Below are 15,300 nucleotides of genomic sequence, written 5' to 3' on the forward strand. Positions count from 1 at the left end.
CTTTCCCCGGGGAGGAAGTCGAGCCTCCTCGGGCTTTGCCCTGCGGGGTCTCGACTTTTCCTCTACATCCCGCAGGAGTCAAGTGCCTTCCGCTACAATCCACTCTGTGCTTCTATTTCAGCCAATTTCAATCTCGGAAAACTTCACATCAAGCTTCCGCCAGTGTTACCCCAATAGATCTATGACATTCAATTCTCATCAGGGAAAAAAATCAATTTTTTAAACATGGGTTTGTACTTACTAACGAAATGAAAACTGAAATACATTTCCACGATTTTATAAGGGAGCAGTGTTGGATTTCCCCTTTGGTTCTAGAGAGGTGTAAAAAGCACTTGGAGAGAATTTTAATTAGACTGTTTTCTCTCTTATAAGCTCTGTCACAAAATCTTCAATAGATGGTGAGGGGAACTGCGGAGACTCCGGCGGATTTTGGGCGTGCCGAGATCCCGTTCGGCAAAAGCTGAGGAGGCTCGGCCGAACGCTAGCTGCATGCGGAGCGGTTCCCCTCACCATCTAGCACACACTGAATGACAGAGCTTAAAGCAGTTCTCATGATATAAAAAGGACAAACTTTATGAACATTGCATAAGAAATTTTCAAAATGTAATTTCCAGTACAGAAATTCACATATTATCGTTCCAACCCGGCTGCTTTTTTTGTAAAATAAACAAGAGAGGGAAACAAAGGGGAGAGAGTGACATGGAGAGAAAACCTGTTGAACTTTACGTATATGGGGCAGAAATACTTTGTCCAAGCTGCGTGAACTTACCGTCAGCGAAAGAAACGTACGAATGGCTTGAGGCTGCTGTCAGTCGGAAGTATCCAAACCAGCCCTTCGTGATTAAATATGTAGATATTCACAATCCTCCTGAAGATGAAGTCGTAAAGCAGTTTGCTTTAAGAGTGATTGAAGAGGATATGTTTTACCCAATTGTTCTGTTAGAAGGAAATATTGTAGGCGAAGGGAATCCCCGTTTAAAAACGATTTACTCTGAGCTTGAAAAGTATGGGTATAAAGCGGTTTAGTTCGTGGGGATGGTTAGCCTTTATGAATGGATCATTAGAGCTGAATCGAAAAAAAGAACCGCACATCGCGGTTCTTTTTTCATCATCCATTATGATACTTATACATCCACAACACACCGGATTTCAATAATCGAGCGACACGACCTGTGATAGAGCGCTCGTTTACCAGGCCGAAACCATGTTTCTTTCCGAGTGAACCGAGAATTCCTTTTAGTTTGATCTTAGGTAATTCTGCAGGGAGTTCCTCGTTTTTCCAACGTTTAAGTAGAACGGTCACGATTTGTTCTGCTTGCCCCTCAGCAAGCTGGGCACTTGGAGCTTGAGGAAGGCTTGCGCAGTCACCAACCACGTACACATTCTCATCCTGAGGCAGGTTATGATACTTTGTCAGAATGACGCGACCGCTTGCATCTTTTTCAACATCCATATCACGTACGACCTTGCTTGGTTGTATACCCGCCGTCCAAACGATGGCATCGCAGAATATCTGTTCTTCATGGTTATGAAGGGTGTTTGGCTCCACTTTTGTAATATTCGAGCCATTGACGATGTCTACGTCATTCTCGTCGAACCACCCGTGAACATAAGAGCTTAGACGCTCAGGGAAGGCGTTGAGAATACGGGGACCGCGATCGAATAATTTAATTTTCAGATCAGAACGGCTTTCACGAAGCTCACTCGCAAGCTCAATCCCGCTTAAACCAGCTCCAACGATTCCTACGATCGAACCAGCTGGAAGATTACATAAGGTTTGGTATGTCTTACGGGATTTTTCAATTGTTTGAATGGAGTAAGTATGTTCGTCAGCACCAGGAACATTATGATATTTATCCTCACAACCGAGTCCAATCACAAGGTCGTCATAAGGAACTGAATCTTGATCTTTCATCTTTACGAGTTTGTTTTCCATGTCCACTCCGGAGATATCTCCATACACATAGGATAAACGGGCATGTTCCGGGAATGATACGCGTACATGTTGATCTGAAATCGTACCAGCGGCTAAAGCATAGTATTCCGTCTTGAGACAGTGGTAAGGATTTCGATCAATCAGGGTAATCGATACATCTTCAGGTAATTGGTTGGGTAATAAGCGAAGAAGGACGCGCATATTCCCATATCCTCCGCCAAGCAGCACTAATTGTTTCATGAAAAATTTCCCCTTTTTTGCACTCTACATTATGAATGAAATAGTGTGTTTGTATATGATTTATATCCCATAAATTGTATGGGACAGGATTGAAAGCACAGTCACGCCGAAACGGCTCCTGAAAAAGTAAGCATTTTCAATATGAAGCATAATTCGAGCAATTATCATATTAGTAAACCTATTAACATTAAAAGTATATCGAAATAGTGGCGTTTTCACAACAGAAATAAGCGAAAATGTTCACAATCTGTTATACCATTACATGGAATCAAATGATTGACGATAATGATAAAAAAAGATAGCATAACAATGAGTAGTGAGGTGATAGAATTGAAACCTATTATAGAATTTTGTATAAGCAATCTTGCCAGTGGTGCGCAAAAAGCGCTTGAGATATTAGAGAGAGACCCAAACCTTGATGTCATTGAGTATGGATGCCTGGGTTACTGCGGGAAATGCGCCCAATCCTTTTATGCTCTCGTCAATGGTGAAGTCGTAACAGGGGATACACCTGAAGAACTGGTGGATCATATCTATCAATTTCTAGAAGATAATCCGATGTTCTAAAGAAAAGCTGGTCTTGTGACTGGCTTATTTTTTTGTTTTTAGACTGAGTTAATGTAAAAAACTAGTGGACTCCCCACTAGTTTTCTTTTAAATGGACTTGGTTTCTTTATAGAGCTCACGAATTTCGTACCAGCTCTCTCTGGCCATTTCAACGATCTTCGGTTCGGTGGAGAGGTGCTGTTTACTGATCACTTTAGATAAATAAACGACCGATTCCTCGATTTTATCCTGTCTTCTCAATAATTCCGCTATGATATACAATAGCTTCGTTTCGGACATCAAAGAACCTGATACGCCATCTGTCAAATAGGCATCAATGTATTCATGAGTAGCAAGGTTGATGAATCGTCTTTCCTGTTCTTTTTCTTGGGTCTTTCGATAAAGCCAGGCTGTCCGGAGATATAACCCTGCTATTGTCACCTTTTTTTCCTTTTTAATAAGGGCACAGTAGGCGGCCAATTTATATGTATTGATTCCATCTTCATATGACCTCAGTTTTCCATAATCCTGTGGCTGCCAGTGAAGGCTGATTTTCTTTTCCAAATCAGCTTTGAGAACAGGAGGTATGTATGCTGTGAAATCATCTGTATACGAAAATCCACATTTTGGGCATACAGAAACATTATAAAGTAAAGGATTTACATCCATTGACTCATAAAGGGGACAAAAGTCACTGTCATAACCTGCTACCTTCACAAAGCGGGACCTGATCCTTGTTGTACTGTACGAGTGTTTACACGAAAGACACTGTGTTTTTTTATCATAAAAGGGCGTCACTACCGTCATGAATACCACCTCGTAATCGGGACTATTTTCCTTATTATACCTTGATGGAAGGATAAAGGACCAGTGTTTTCTTAAAAGATGATAAGTAAAAAGTCATGGTTGATTAATATGAATATAAAGTTTCCTTCGAATCATTCACCAAAGCCCCTTTGGTTGAGTAGTAAAATAGAAAGGAGTATACTAAGAAGTAAGAAATGTAAAGGTTGGGGGTGTAATGAATGAGTGAAGTAGTCATTCTGACAGAAGCCGCGGCCCTTCAGATTAAAGAAATGATGAAGGAACATGACGAAACAGATGCCATGTTACGAGTAGCGGTAAAAGGGGGAGGCTGTAGCGGCCTTTCTTACGGTATGGGATTTGAACATGAGCTTCAAGATGGAGATACAACACTGGAACAGCATGGAATCAAGCTTGTTGTAGCCAAAAATGATGCTGCCATTTTGAACGGTACCAAAATAGACTACAAGCAGTCCATGATGGGCGGCGGGTTCACCATCGATAATCCAAACGCCATCGCTTCATGCGGATGCGGATCATCGTTCGTGACGGCGACGAATAAGGGTACGCCGGAGAATTGCTAATGATGAAGCTTGATATATCAGCGTTTTCAATGGAAAGTCAGATAATAAACATCTAACTTTTTCGGTATTAACGTTGGTTGAACTGTTGGGTTGTTAATTGCTGGTTGTGTATTGTCCAGTCGTTTGACTGTAAAACAATCTACACAACCCAATATTTGTTCTTAAAGAGTTGTTTATTTCGACCTCTCTTGACGGTGAATTAAAGTTCACTGTTAAGGGGGGTTTTTATTTTGTCATTAAAACGAAAGAAAAGAAAGCAAGTTGGTCAATTAGTCAGCACAAGACAGTATCCAGATTTGTCACTTGATGAAGCATTGAATATCGTAATTACTGGTAAAAAAGCTGAAGGTATAAGAGAAAGGACACTAGTTGACTACGTTAAAACATGGGGCTACTTCAAAGACTGGCTTAAGGAAAATTACCAAGATGTTGAACATATAAGCCAAGTTACAACTGAAATGATAAGGAATTACGTGAATTACTTAAAGTATGATGCAGTTCGATACAGTGGACATACATTAATTGATTCTTCAAATCAACGTGTTGGATTAGCAGATACAACAATTAATATTCGACTTCGTGTATATCGTGCTTTGTTTAATTTCTTGGAAAGAGAAGAACTACTTGAAGTTAACCCAATGGATAAGGTCAAATTGCTTAAACAGGACATTGACCTAACGAATTGTTTATCAGAAAAAGAAGTAAAAGCTATTCTTCAACAACCGAACCAGCGTGATTATGTTGGTTATAGGGATTTTGTTGCAATCAATTTATTACTGGATAGTGGATTAAGAATAAGTGAATTAGTGAGTTTGTATGCCAAGGACATAGACTTTTCAACAAGGTTTATCACCTTAGATAGTAAAAAAAGTAAGAACAGGAATTCTAGAATTGTTCCAATTTCATCATATGTAATGAAATTACTCCTTCAATTAATAACGGAAAATCAGAAGCACTTTAGAACTGAAAGGGTATTTCTCTCAACATATGGTGAACCACTTTCAGCAAATCACCTGAACAAAAGGCTAAAATACCATGCAGAAAAAGCTGGTGTGGAAAAGAAGAAAGTAACTGCACACGTGTACAGACATACATGGGCGAAAAACATGATTTTAAATGGATGTGATGCATTTACTCTTCAAAAAATGGGTGGATGGTCAGATATTAGGACAATGAGAAGATACATACAAATGGATGTTTCTGATATGCGTTCTAGACATGATGACTTCTCTCCAATAAACAGTATTAGAAAGAAAAAGGAGATTTAAGATGAATTACGACTTTCCTGATTTAACCAAAGTAACAACTATAGAAGCTATATGCTGGTACACAAAACAAGTTGTGGTAATAAGTAAGGTGAAAAATCAAAGTGGTGGAACCTATTCAAAAGAGTACAGAGAAGCATTGTTGAGTTGGAAAGAAGAACTGAATGTAAAAGCATTGGAAGAAAGAAAAAGCTTCTACAACGCAATTTAAGACAAAAGAAAAAGCCACCTACTGCAATAGGTGACTAAGTAACACATATACGCTATACGACGCTTTACCACAAAATAAATACGGTACAACGTACTTCAACCTTAATTCTAATGAAAAAAATCCAGAATTGCAAGGTGTCTTTAGTGATGCCTTCTTTAGAGTGTTGGTTGTGTACCTTGTTCCAGTTGGAGACAGGGGAACAATACATAATGGAATCTACATACAAATCAGGGAACATAAACAACTTTAAGCATCTTTCTCAATTCAGCAATATAAAGGACTTCAACAATCACTTTGAACAGTGGATGATTGATGTAAAGAAAGAGTTCACTAAATCAGAGTTAATAGCACTTAAGCGTTTAGTACGTTTCTCTGCAAAGGTGTTTGGTGTTTGTAATGCTAAGATTGGAACCTTAACTAAAGCTACACATGAATTAGATGGTGCCGGAATTAGCAGAAGCACATTCAAACGCATGGTGACAAAAGCAAAGCAATTTGGCTTACTTACAGTACATGAAACTGAAAGAAAAAACGGCAGTAAATCAAGCAACATTTATGTATTTAATTCTTATTCGACAGGTTCTGAACCATCTGAAGTAGATAAATTGGACCATCCACAAACAGACAACCTTTCTAAAACCATTAACCATATTAAAGATATACGTACTGATGTTGCTGAAATTGAACAAGTCAGTAATGTAAAGGGGAGTCAACAATCAGCCAATGAGAATTTAGGTGCTTCCTTTGTTGGAGAACACGTACCTTCTGATTTTATAAAGTTTGTTAAGTGCTTCTTTGATGACGCTAAGACCATTGAAGAATACTGGAAGATAGTCCTGATATCAGCTAGTAAACACAAAGTAACAAGTGATGTTGTGGAAACCAGCATTCAAGCTTTTAAAATGCTTATGAGGAAAATGAAGCTAGGTAAGGTAAATAATCCTTTTGGCTTGTACTGGGGTATTCTTAACAAAAAGCTTAAGTCATTGCACCTAAAGGAGTCCTTCAATTTAATTTGGAACTCTTAAAATTTTCAGGAAAAATAATTACATTAAAAAGGAAAAATGTTTATATTTGTCGAATAAGTAAGTAACTTGGTGAAAAAAAACACTGCAATAATGCAGTGCTTAAGTCATGTAGAAGTAAGATTTTATTTTTGAAGAATGTACTTCATTTAAGTAATTTTCGTGACAGAAGCAGTTATTACAATTTCTGATAGTCTTTTTTACTTCGCTAAAGTCATAATTACTATCATTGATTGCTTCTTGTAAAGATTCCTTTGCTTTCTCAAGTACATTTTCTTTAGCGAGTAATATTTTGGGATTATCTAAAATTATTTCTTCAAGGTAAGATTCGAAGGGAAGTATATCATGTGTATTACGTAGAGTAATCATTTCCTTATATGCACCTGTCTCATAGTCTTGCTTTAGTGCTTCCACGCTTCCAAAGTACCTTTCACTTTCAGACAAACCAGCAGTCCATCTAGTGGGGTTATCTCTAGTTACCCAGAGTGGGGGTAAGGATGGGTAAAGGAGTATGTCAATATTGAATTTGAAAAGAACAGGACCATAGTGGTTTTGTCTTCTGAATTTCTTGTGTAAGTCGTTGCTATCAAGGAATATGTCATCCCACACGTCAAATTCTTTATCAAGGTCATCTGACATCTGTTCAGTTTGAGTTAAGCCCAAACTCTCTACTGCACCTCTAGACAAAAGACCTCCTTGTTTTATGAATGTGCAGGATGTGGTTACAGTATTAGCATGATATAAGTGATTTATGTCTTTTGATTTTAAAAAATGGTATACATCAACTTGGTTTAATTCCAAAACTGTCACACCTTCCAATCAGTATACCTAATTATACCATTTTAGTTAAAAACGGTAAAATAAATGAGATAGGGGTTTAGATTATGAAAGCAATTGAATACATAAAGAAATTTCGGGTTAAGCATCAAGAGAATTTTAATGAAACAGCTGAAATGATACATGGAAAAGTTAAAGGTATTGTGATTTTTAGCCATATGATTGATGAAAGGTCAATTCGTGGTGGTTTAGATGAGTGGGAAAGAAGAGAAGGTTTTGCTATAACATCTGATGGTTGGCTTGGATATACTGCTGAGTTAGAGACAAACACATACAAATACGCTGGTTATGAAACGACAGAGTTTAGCAGTAGAAAATTATCAGATGAATCCATGGAACAATACTTTAATTCTGAAAAGTGTAGTATTAACAAAATTTTCAGCTTTATTGAACAGTACAATGAACTTGCTAGTAATCACGAAGATATGGAATCTATTGAACCCAAAAAAATCACCTTATAAAAATATATTAATATTGCTAAGGAGTGAAAATATTGGCTGAAAAAGAAATTAAAAAGTGTGGAATCATCATGCCAATTGCAGCTATGCCAGGGTATACTTCAGACCATTGGACCGAAGTAAAAAGCATTATCATTGAATCAATGAAAAGTATCAAAGAATTTGAGTTTAAAACAGAAATCGTGAGTAACTCTGATGGGGAAATTGATGTTATACATAAAAGGATTATCCAGAATTTATACAATGCAGATATTGTCATTTGTGATATAAGTGGTAGAAATCCGAATGTATTATTTGAACTCGGAATGAGATTAACTTTTGATAAACCTACAATCCTTATAAAAGATGATGTGACAGATTTCATATTTGATACGGGAGTAATTGAACATATTCAATATCCAAAAGACTTGCGTTTTAATAAGGTGGTAAGCTTCAAGGAGGAGTTAGCTAGAAGAGTGAAGTTAACTTACGAAAAATCCCAATCGGACCCAGAGTTCTCTACATTCTTAAAAAATTTTGGAGAGTTTAAAGTGCCATCTTTGGACCAAACAACCGTGACAGATGCGAATCAATTACTTTTAGATGAAATGCAGGCAATAAGAAGCGAAATGTCACTCTTTAAAAAAGAAGCAGCTTCTACTAGAACTGATAACAACAAAAAAACTAGAATATTACCTGCTGGTTTAAAGAAGGCAGTATATGATTATATAGATGGTAATAGTGATACTGTTGATGAACCTGGTATTATTTTACTTAAAGAAGAGTTCATTAATAGTTTGAGAACAAAAGGAATTGATTCTTTTAAGGTAGATGAACAAATTCTTATAAAATATATTAAAGAAGCCCAAACTGAAGTATTGCCATTCTAAAAAACAGTTCCAATTGGAACTGTTTTTTTAGTTAGCTAATATTATTCTGGTAGTTTTCTATAAAAATTAATTACCGTAAACTTTCGATTACTATTTCTCAATTTTTGATTTTCTTAGCCACTCCCTTATTAAGATAATTTAATTGTCAATTCTTCATAACCATTATCACATTTTTCAATATTCAGCTTACTAATTACGTCATTAATAATGAAGAATAATGTAATTTCAATCTCTTCAGTTAATTTAAAGTTTTCACCTAATAAGTTCAAGGGAATGATGTATCTCATTTTGATTTGGTCAAAGTATGAAAATCTATCTTTTTTACATAGTTTTTTTAAATCATGGATTTCTTTAATTGTAATCCCAGTAAGTGCCTGTTCTACAATTTGGAAAAGTATTTTCTTGTGCTTTACCGATTCAAGATTAAATTGTTTTTTCATTTTAATTTCCACCTTTATTGTTTTTTGTTATTTACAACCCATAAACAACTATTGATGGAATTCAGACAAGCTGAATTTTTTCCAGAAAAAGGAGTATTATTGCTTGATGTCGAAATATAGGAATAAAGGAGTGTTAAGATGAATAGGAAAAAGTTGATATATAGCTTACTTACAGAAATAAATCAAGGTAATGAACCTAAAAGAAATGATTATGAATTAACTTTTGAACAATGGGGGGAACTTGCACTGTTGTTAAAAGATGAAGGATTAGCAAAGGGAATATCTGTTCAATACGCTGATGATACCGTTTATGCAGTATTCCTTTCTTCTTCTAAAATAACAATGAAGGGTATTGAGTTCTTAGAGAGTAATAGTGGTTGGGCTAAGACCTATAAAGGAATTAAAGAAGCGAGAGACTGGTTGAAGCTATAATAAAAAAACAAAGGTGAGTTAAATGCATACATTTCAATATCATAGGTTAAATAGTACTGATAAAGTAGTATATGGCTTTAGAATGGAAAAACTTCCAGAAAGTTGTCCCTTATGTAACACGGTACAGGAACCTAAGTTCGTTACTGCATATCAATTAAGCACTGATACAATTGAAGCGGTATTTCAATGTAATAAAAAGATTTGTAACCATTTATTCATAAGTGTTTTATCTCTTATACAGAATGGTAGTTCCATAAAATATATTGTTAAATATTCATATCCTAAGAAAGCTTCTAAGGTGATATTCGAAGATGAAATCATGGTTTTATCTCCACTTTTTGTTGAAATTTATAATCAGGCAAAGGAAGCTGAAGACCTTCAGTTAAATCATGTAGCTGGAATGGGGTATAGAAAGTCACTTGAATTCCTGATAAAAGATTTTTTAATAAACTTTCAAAATGAAGATGAAGAAAAGATTAAAAAAACGTTTCTTGGAAACTGTATAAAAGAATATCTTTCTGCAAATATCAGGCATGTGGCTGAACGTGCTACATGGCTTGGAAATGATGAAACTCATTATCATAGGGTATGGGAGAATAAAGATATTGGGGATTTAAAAATTTTGATTGGTTTAACCGTTAAGTGGATAGTATCAGAAATTCAAACAGATATGTACATTAAAGAAATGGATAGAAAATAATAGATAGCAAAAAACTCCTTAAGAAACGGAGTTTTTTATTTTATTAGTAGTTGAATTATAGTTCACTTTCTAAGTAGTTCAATAATAAAGAACGCATCCTTGCACTCGGTATGTAAATATTAATCTCCTGTCTTTCCCTTATCCGGCTTCTCCAAATCCACTGTATTAGTTCTGATAAAGCGTACATCTCTTCATTTACTTGAACCCCCCTTGACTTAAAGAACTTGCTTTTGTACGGGTGCATGAAGCGATTAATAACATAGGCAAGTGATTGCTTATCTTTAAAGTCATTAGTTGCACGTGCGTTATGCGATACAAACCCCTTTGTGTAGCCCTTGCCCTTCAATTCTGACTGATGGTCTTTAAAGCAAGTCCACATGTTTACTGGTGTAGGTGTTTTGACATTGTTTCTGAAGTATGAGTACAAATTCTTTTTCATCTTTTCAACTAGAGAAGCGTTTTTATCTTTGTCATACCATGATTTTGAGAGTGTATATGGTTGTGAACCAATGTCATTTAACTTCCCTTCATAAATGTTTATCAGGGACTTTAGAAGAGATTTATCATAAGGTTCTTTGCTTTCGTGGTCTACCAGTACATACTTGTCATTTACCTTCTGTACAGCCTTATAAGTATAGCTTAGGTGGTACATGTCATAGTAGTACTTCTGTTCTTGTGCTTGGAACAGGTACGTCAAAATATAAACTTCTTTGAAAGCCTTAAATACTGAAACAGGGAACGACCAAAACAGGATTGTATTCTCAAAGTAAATCAGGTTTTCGGTTTTGGATAACGTTTTAATTTCATTGTACTTGGTATGCTGATATTCACTATCTTCATTCCAGCGAATAACACCAGTTTCTTCTTCCACAAAAACCATATCACTGTTCATCAACAATTTAAAATCATCTTTGTTTAGTTTAAATTCTTCAATTACATTCATCACTTCATCCAGTATCAACGTGTAGTTGCTAACTTTCAAAAGGTCAATTATTTCTTCATCAGCGTTCTGAAAGAGTGCATGTGTTGAAACAATATCCCTTTCATTAAGTATCAGCTTCTTAAGGTTTTCCAGTTTTCCTTTCCCGTTGTTGGTAGGTTCCACAAACTTCCTACTGGTAACCGAAGTTTTGACACGCTGAACTTCTGATAAGAATGGTGTAATATATATAAACCTTTCTTCAGTGTTTGCTTCCTGCATATGTTGGATAGCCCAGGAAGTTTTACCACTTCCCATAATCGAATCAACTACATTAATTGGTGGCTGCTTTTCTTTCTCCTTTGAATAATGAGTTCCTTGAACTAATTTCTGCATCTGTATCTTCTCCTTGTCTATTAAACATTTACACCCCTTAAACAACTGAAAGAGAAGAAGCAGACACATAAAAGAGAAGTTGCTAAAGCAACGGGAAAGAAAACCACTTTCCCCATTAATTAAGAAATAAAGACTGAATTAATTGACTATGAACAATAACCAATAAATAATCAGCACAATAAAAGTGCTTATTTCCTTTAGAAAGTCAGTAATACCAAGGGTTTTAAGCCCTTTCCCTTAAAGAGAGATATAAAAAAGGAGTTATTCAGTTTTGGTTTATTAGAAGCTTGGAAGGGGTGGTTTTCCCCTGACAAGAATGGTTTTGGGTTTTAATCTTATAACGGTTAATACTATTTTCTTCAGAAAGATACAGTAAAGTAGTGAAAGGAATGAATGGACGCAGGTGGAAGAACTTATATGTGAATAAATTGTGAACGGTATAGTAGTAAAGGTGTAAATAGTTCTTGTTTAGAAGTGCTGATTTTACCCATGAAATGGACAAGGGAGACAGGGAAGGAAAAGATAGGGGCATTCTTTACAGTTACCTTCATTATCACTAGGAGATAAAGGCAAATAAAAAAGTGAACCAGTATGGACTGTTCACCTCAAAGTCGTTCCTATGTAGTTGATATCATGGTGTTAATTGTACGGGTAATTGAATATCAGATAAGGTAACATTCTTGAAGTTGAGAAAATACAGGTTGGATGTTCCTTTTCTAACGGTTGTATAATGGGAGAATTCTGCTTTCATGGTTCTGAATAAGCTATCAAAAATAAGTATTTCTTGTCCTTTTATCTTGGACATTGATTCAGCCATCTCCAGTGCTTTATTAGACTCGTCTATTGTTTCTTCTCTTAATACTTTCTTATTATCAAAATCCACAAAATGAACTCTATGCATGTAATCACCTCCTAATGGTTGGTAATTCCAATTATATTATATGTTAGCGGGGATGGGAATACCTTATATGAGACTTTTATCCTAATTGTTCTTTTTCTTAGCACGAATTAAAGTGCTTTTCGATATGCCTGTCATTTCTTCAACCTGTTTGTATGAGTTCGTTTCAAGTAGCATTAATGCATGTTCAATCTTCTTCTTACCGTATTTATTAGGTCTGCCTTCCCTGAAGTTTTCCTTCTGCCTTGCAATTGCCTTTCCTTCTTGTGTACGTTCCACTATCATATCTCTTTCAAATTCCGCGAATGAACTCATTATGTTAAAAATAAGCCTTCCAGTAGGTGTATCTTCAACAATACCCATATTTAGCACATGAACCCTTACACCTTTTTTGAATAGCTTCTTCACTGTCTCTATAGCATCTGAAGTGGAACGGGCGAACCTATCCATCTTAGTAACGATTAGTGTATCTCCTTCAGATAAAAGTGTGAGTAGTTCTTGGAATTTTGGTCTTTCAGATTTAGTACCAGTAAACTTTTCAGAGAAGATAATTTCACATCCTTCTGCCTTCAAAGTCTGTATTTGTGATTCTAAATCTTGTGATACCGTTGATACCCTTGCATATCCGTATTTCATGTTTTATATCCCCATTTCACCTATGTATTTATGGTCATAAGTTATGAAACCATTCAATACCTTGATATTACAGTACTACTAAAACGGTGTCAAATCTTTTAAGTTATGATACCGTATGGTAAACAATTCGGGGGAGATAAGAGTTTTAATATAGTGGATATAGGACACGATGGAGATTTGTTTTAAGACACTGTTGGGTGAGAGAATGTATGGATATCCCTTTGATAAATGTAAGTAAAATAGAACCGTATGTAGCTTGACATAGGGGTGAATATTGGAAGTTATTAATACAGTGCTATATTCAAGTAGGTTTCTGTTTTAATAAGCTTTAAACAATCAGCACTTAGTATGTATTTAGCTTTTAGTTCAGTATAAACTGAAGGGAACTGAAGGCACTGGTGGTTAGATAAGTTCAATGGATAAGTATAGATGATATCTATTGTTATTCAGCGAAAGCATTAAAGACTATTTGTATTTAATAAGCTTATTCAGTTGGACCTGATAAAGCTGAATATTAATATTCAAAAGCAGACATGTAGTTTTATGGTATGGGGGTAGCATGGGGGAACGGGGGGCTTAGTGAAAATGGTTACAATATCAGACATATACACTATATTTTTTGACTTAAATCTTTCCCTTAAAGCTTCTTTATTAATGTTTCTATAGAGTAAGCTTCTTGGGAAAGAGTAGATGACGAAATCTGTTGCTGCTATTCTGAAAACCAACCTGTTTTTATTTTTATATATTCAAATAGAAGCTTTGAACTTATATCCTTACCTACTCCATAAATTTCATTTAAAATCTTTTTCACTTTGGCAGGTTCGTTTTTAACTTCTTTTAATTCGTCTAGCTTTTGATTAATTTCATTAATTTCTTCTGAACTAAAATAGTTTTCTTTTGTTGATACAAAATCTTTTAAATCTTCAATTGTTTGATTATATTCTTTGATAGTAATTGATTCAGTTTTACATCCTTAAGAAGATAAGTCTTCTATTATAATTGAACTGCTTTTGCCTACATTCGCGTAAATATCTTTTTTATTGTTAATAGTTCTAAGCCCTTTAATTTCCACATCAACATTATCGCCTTCTAAATGTACCCCTGTACCACTATTAATGATAGTGCAATTAGTTATCTTTATGGTCAATTCAACATCCCCTTTTTGAATATTCTTATTTTATTATACTTTCTGTTTGAAAATAATGGAATGTATTATTGTGCCTGTCTTACTTTTTATCATTCTGGCGTACTTAGTAGTAGACAAAATTATAAATGGTTTAAATATTGTATTGTTATTTTATTTATCAATATCAACTCACTTAAGGAGGTTGGAATATTCCATCCCCTTTTTATTTTGTCAATGAGGAATAAATTATTCTCTATAACTACTAATTGAAAGGGATGAATGGAAGGTATGAACGGAATGTATATAAAACTACTCCGGTACTTTGCTGGACAACTAACGCAAGAAGAATTGGCTGAAAGGGTTGGAATTACACAATCAACTTTAAGTAAATATGAAGCCGGTGTTCTTAAAGTTTCGCCTGAAGCTGAACGGATTATCAGACAAACTTTTATTGATGCTGGACTAGATGAAAGTGAACAGATTTTCTTATTAGAAGTTATGAACAAACAGAAACGAAAAGGGGATAACTGAAATGGCTAGGAAGTCGAACATACAATGAATTGAAGATATTAAAGGGAATTTATTTACAGTAAAGAAGGCAATTGAAGGGGAAGGGGAACAGATTGAAAGTAAGGGTATTTTAGCCGTAATGATTTCAGAAACCATTGAAGAAGTAAGGGGTACTTCATTCTCCTATGAAGTCAAATTCACTCATAAAGATAACACCTTACACTGGAAGCATTATGAAGCACGTGCAAAGAAATATAAAGCAATGCTGATTTCAGACCTTTATGAGATTCATCAAGAACTTGGTAAGAGAAACACAAACGTGAATAGGGTTGTGAAGATGCTGAACAAGATGCTTCAAACGAATCTCTATAAGAGTTATACAGAAGCCTTCATTGGTAAATGGGTTTCTAAAAATCATCATTATAAACCGGATATGATTTCAATTAAATAGAAAGGGGAACTGGTAAC

General features: G+C 35.3%; 20 protein-coding genes. 12 read left to right on the top strand and 8 right to left on the bottom strand.

From position 1 onward, the window contains the following. The first annotated feature begins 699 nt into the window (after window positions 1-699). A complete protein-coding gene (locus tag ACIFOD_RS07410; protein WP_430314098.1) occupies window positions 700-1,026 on the top strand; it encodes a YuzD family protein in 327 nt (108 codons plus the stop codon). A gap of 82 nt (window positions 1,027-1,108) precedes the next feature. On the opposite strand, the gene ACIFOD_RS07415 is transcribed toward ACIFOD_RS07410, so the two are convergent. Beyond that, entirely contained in the window at window positions 1,109-2,176 is a 1,068-nt protein-coding gene (locus tag ACIFOD_RS07415) for an NAD(P)/FAD-dependent oxidoreductase (protein ID WP_430314099.1), read from the bottom strand. Window positions 2,177-2,485: 309 nt separating this feature from the next. Between ACIFOD_RS07415 and ACIFOD_RS07420 the strand changes: the two genes are divergently transcribed. Then, window positions 2,486-2,743, top strand: coding sequence for a YuzB family protein (locus tag ACIFOD_RS07420; protein WP_113969157.1), 258 nt, complete (start codon window positions 2,486-2,488; stop codon window positions 2,741-2,743). 87 nt (window positions 2,744-2,830) lie between these two features. Here the strand turns inward: ACIFOD_RS07420 and ACIFOD_RS07425 are convergent, their stop codons facing one another. Next, the gene (locus ACIFOD_RS07425) at window positions 2,831-3,529 is read right to left on the bottom strand and encodes a DUF2225 domain-containing protein (RefSeq protein WP_430314100.1); all 699 of its coding nucleotides are present in this window, start codon (window positions 3,527-3,529) and stop codon (window positions 2,831-2,833) included. A 218-nt stretch (window positions 3,530-3,747) separates the two neighbouring features. Between ACIFOD_RS07425 and ACIFOD_RS07430 the strand changes: the two genes are divergently transcribed. From ACIFOD_RS07430 to ACIFOD_RS07445, 4 genes are all read left to right on the top strand, one after another. Further along, the gene (locus ACIFOD_RS07430) at window positions 3,748-4,110 is read left to right on the top strand and encodes a HesB/IscA family protein (RefSeq protein ID WP_113968972.1); all 363 of its coding nucleotides are present in this window, start codon (window positions 3,748-3,750) and stop codon (window positions 4,108-4,110) included. 230 nt (window positions 4,111-4,340) lie between these two features. Beyond that, on the top strand, window positions 4,341-5,378 hold the full coding sequence (locus ACIFOD_RS07435; RefSeq protein ID WP_430314101.1) for a tyrosine-type recombinase/integrase: 1,038 nt from the start codon (window positions 4,341-4,343) through the stop codon (window positions 5,376-5,378). A gap of 1 nt (window position 5,379) precedes the next feature. After that, window positions 5,380-5,586 (top strand): hypothetical protein, encoded by a 207-nt coding sequence (locus ACIFOD_RS07440; protein WP_430314102.1) that lies wholly within the window; start codon window positions 5,380-5,382, stop codon window positions 5,584-5,586. Window positions 5,587-5,795: 209 nt separating this feature from the next. Continuing rightward, entirely contained in the window at window positions 5,796-6,614 is an 819-nt protein-coding gene (locus ACIFOD_RS07445; RefSeq protein ID WP_430314103.1) for a hypothetical protein, read from the top strand. Between the two features lie 99 nt (window positions 6,615-6,713). Here ACIFOD_RS07445 and ACIFOD_RS07450 read toward each other — a convergent pair whose 3' ends face one another. Then, a complete protein-coding gene (locus ACIFOD_RS07450) occupies window positions 6,714-7,412 on the bottom strand; it encodes a hypothetical protein (protein ID WP_430314104.1) in 699 nt (232 codons plus the stop codon). Window positions 7,413-7,495: 83 nt separating this feature from the next. Between ACIFOD_RS07450 and ACIFOD_RS07455 the strand changes: the two genes are divergently transcribed. Together ACIFOD_RS07455 and ACIFOD_RS07460 are read left to right on the top strand one after the other, a co-directional pair. Then, on the top strand, window positions 7,496-7,909 hold the full coding sequence (locus tag ACIFOD_RS07455; RefSeq protein ID WP_430314105.1) for a hypothetical protein: 414 nt from the start codon (window positions 7,496-7,498) through the stop codon (window positions 7,907-7,909). A gap of 32 nt (window positions 7,910-7,941) precedes the next feature. Continuing rightward, entirely contained in the window at window positions 7,942-8,775 is an 834-nt protein-coding gene (locus tag ACIFOD_RS07460) for a hypothetical protein (RefSeq protein ID WP_430314106.1), read from the top strand. 128 nt (window positions 8,776-8,903) lie between these two features. Here ACIFOD_RS07460 and ACIFOD_RS07465 read toward each other — a convergent pair whose 3' ends face one another. Then, entirely contained in the window at window positions 8,904-9,215 is a 312-nt protein-coding gene (locus ACIFOD_RS07465) for a hypothetical protein (protein ID WP_430314107.1), read from the bottom strand. Window positions 9,216-9,353: 138 nt separating this feature from the next. Between ACIFOD_RS07465 and ACIFOD_RS07470 the strand changes: the two genes are divergently transcribed. Continuing rightward, window positions 9,354-9,647, top strand: a complete 294-nt coding sequence (locus ACIFOD_RS07470; protein WP_430314108.1) for a YjcQ family protein — start codon at window positions 9,354-9,356, stop codon at window positions 9,645-9,647. A 22-nt stretch (window positions 9,648-9,669) separates the two neighbouring features. Then, window positions 9,670-10,347, top strand: coding sequence for a hypothetical protein (locus tag ACIFOD_RS07475; protein WP_430314109.1), 678 nt, complete (start codon window positions 9,670-9,672; stop codon window positions 10,345-10,347). A gap of 55 nt (window positions 10,348-10,402) precedes the next feature. Here ACIFOD_RS07475 and ACIFOD_RS07480 read toward each other — a convergent pair whose 3' ends face one another. The 4 genes from ACIFOD_RS07480 to ACIFOD_RS07495 form a co-directional block, all read right to left on the bottom strand. Then, entirely contained in the window at window positions 10,403-11,662 is a 1,260-nt protein-coding gene (locus ACIFOD_RS07480) for a hypothetical protein (RefSeq protein WP_430314110.1), read from the bottom strand. Between the two features lie 631 nt (window positions 11,663-12,293). Next, window positions 12,294-12,563, bottom strand: a complete 270-nt coding sequence (locus ACIFOD_RS07485) for a hypothetical protein (RefSeq protein ID WP_430314111.1) — start codon at window positions 12,561-12,563, stop codon at window positions 12,294-12,296. Window positions 12,564-12,644: 81 nt separating this feature from the next. Further along, window positions 12,645-13,196: a recombinase family protein gene (locus ACIFOD_RS07490; RefSeq protein WP_430314112.1), complete on the bottom strand. Its 552-nt coding sequence runs from the start codon at window positions 13,194-13,196 to the stop codon at window positions 12,645-12,647. A 973-nt stretch (window positions 13,197-14,169) separates the two neighbouring features. Beyond that, window positions 14,170-14,343: a hypothetical protein gene (locus ACIFOD_RS07495; protein WP_430314113.1), complete on the bottom strand. Its 174-nt coding sequence runs from the start codon at window positions 14,341-14,343 to the stop codon at window positions 14,170-14,172. Between the two features lie 267 nt (window positions 14,344-14,610). Here ACIFOD_RS07495 and ACIFOD_RS07500 point away from each other — a divergent pair, with 267 nt between their 5' ends. Together ACIFOD_RS07500 and ACIFOD_RS07505 are read left to right on the top strand one after the other, a co-directional pair. Next, window positions 14,611-14,853, top strand: coding sequence for a helix-turn-helix domain-containing protein (locus ACIFOD_RS07500; RefSeq protein WP_430314114.1), 243 nt, complete (start codon window positions 14,611-14,613; stop codon window positions 14,851-14,853). 118 nt (window positions 14,854-14,971) lie between these two features. Next, the gene (locus ACIFOD_RS07505; RefSeq protein ID WP_430314115.1) at window positions 14,972-15,283 is read left to right on the top strand and encodes a hypothetical protein; all 312 of its coding nucleotides are present in this window, start codon (window positions 14,972-14,974) and stop codon (window positions 15,281-15,283) included. The last annotated feature ends 17 nt before the right edge of the window (window positions 15,284-15,300 follow it).

Source organism: Rossellomorea sp. NRS-1567 (assembly GCF_050467885.1).
In the GTDB taxonomy this organism is placed as follows: Bacteria; Bacillota; Bacilli; order Bacillales; family Bacillaceae_B; genus Rossellomorea; species Rossellomorea aquimaris_C.

Bases quoted from the DNA above. Each gene is read 5' to 3' on its own strand.
- ACIFOD_RS07445 (WP_430314103.1), top strand. From the start codon at position 5,796: ATGGAATCTACATACAAATCAGGGAACATAAACAACTTTAAGCATCTT.
- ACIFOD_RS07430 (WP_113968972.1), top strand. From the start codon at position 3,748: ATGAGTGAAGTAGTCATTCTGACAGAAGCCGCGGCCCTTCAGATTAAA.
- ACIFOD_RS07420 (WP_113969157.1), top strand. From the start codon at position 2,486: ATGAGTAGTGAGGTGATAGAATTGAAACCTATTATAGAATTTTGTATA.
- ACIFOD_RS07415 (WP_430314099.1), bottom strand. From the start codon at position 2,176: ATGAAACAATTAGTGCTGCTTGGCGGAGGATATGGGAATATGCGCGTC.
- ACIFOD_RS07465 (WP_430314107.1), bottom strand. From the start codon at position 9,215: ATGAAAAAACAATTTAATCTTGAATCGGTAAAGCACAAGAAAATACTT.
- ACIFOD_RS07500 (WP_430314114.1), top strand. From the start codon at position 14,611: ATGAACGGAATGTATATAAAACTACTCCGGTACTTTGCTGGACAACTA.
- ACIFOD_RS07505 (WP_430314115.1), top strand. From the start codon at position 14,972: ATGATTTCAGAAACCATTGAAGAAGTAAGGGGTACTTCATTCTCCTAT.
- ACIFOD_RS07410 (WP_430314098.1), top strand. From the start codon at position 700: ATGGAGAGAAAACCTGTTGAACTTTACGTATATGGGGCAGAAATACTT.
- ACIFOD_RS07425 (WP_430314100.1), bottom strand. From the start codon at position 3,529: ATGACGGTAGTGACGCCCTTTTATGATAAAAAAACACAGTGTCTTTCG.
- ACIFOD_RS07480 (WP_430314110.1), bottom strand. From the start codon at position 11,662: ATGCAGAAATTAGTTCAAGGAACTCATTATTCAAAGGAGAAAGAAAAG.
- ACIFOD_RS07485 (WP_430314111.1), bottom strand. From the start codon at position 12,563: ATGCATAGAGTTCATTTTGTGGATTTTGATAATAAGAAAGTATTAAGA.
- ACIFOD_RS07440 (WP_430314102.1), top strand. From the start codon at position 5,380: ATGAATTACGACTTTCCTGATTTAACCAAAGTAACAACTATAGAAGCT.
- ACIFOD_RS07455 (WP_430314105.1), top strand. From the start codon at position 7,496: ATGAAAGCAATTGAATACATAAAGAAATTTCGGGTTAAGCATCAAGAG.
- ACIFOD_RS07470 (WP_430314108.1), top strand. From the start codon at position 9,354: ATGAATAGGAAAAAGTTGATATATAGCTTACTTACAGAAATAAATCAA.
- ACIFOD_RS07475 (WP_430314109.1), top strand. From the start codon at position 9,670: ATGCATACATTTCAATATCATAGGTTAAATAGTACTGATAAAGTAGTA.
- ACIFOD_RS07490 (WP_430314112.1), bottom strand. From the start codon at position 13,196: ATGAAATACGGATATGCAAGGGTATCAACGGTATCACAAGATTTAGAA.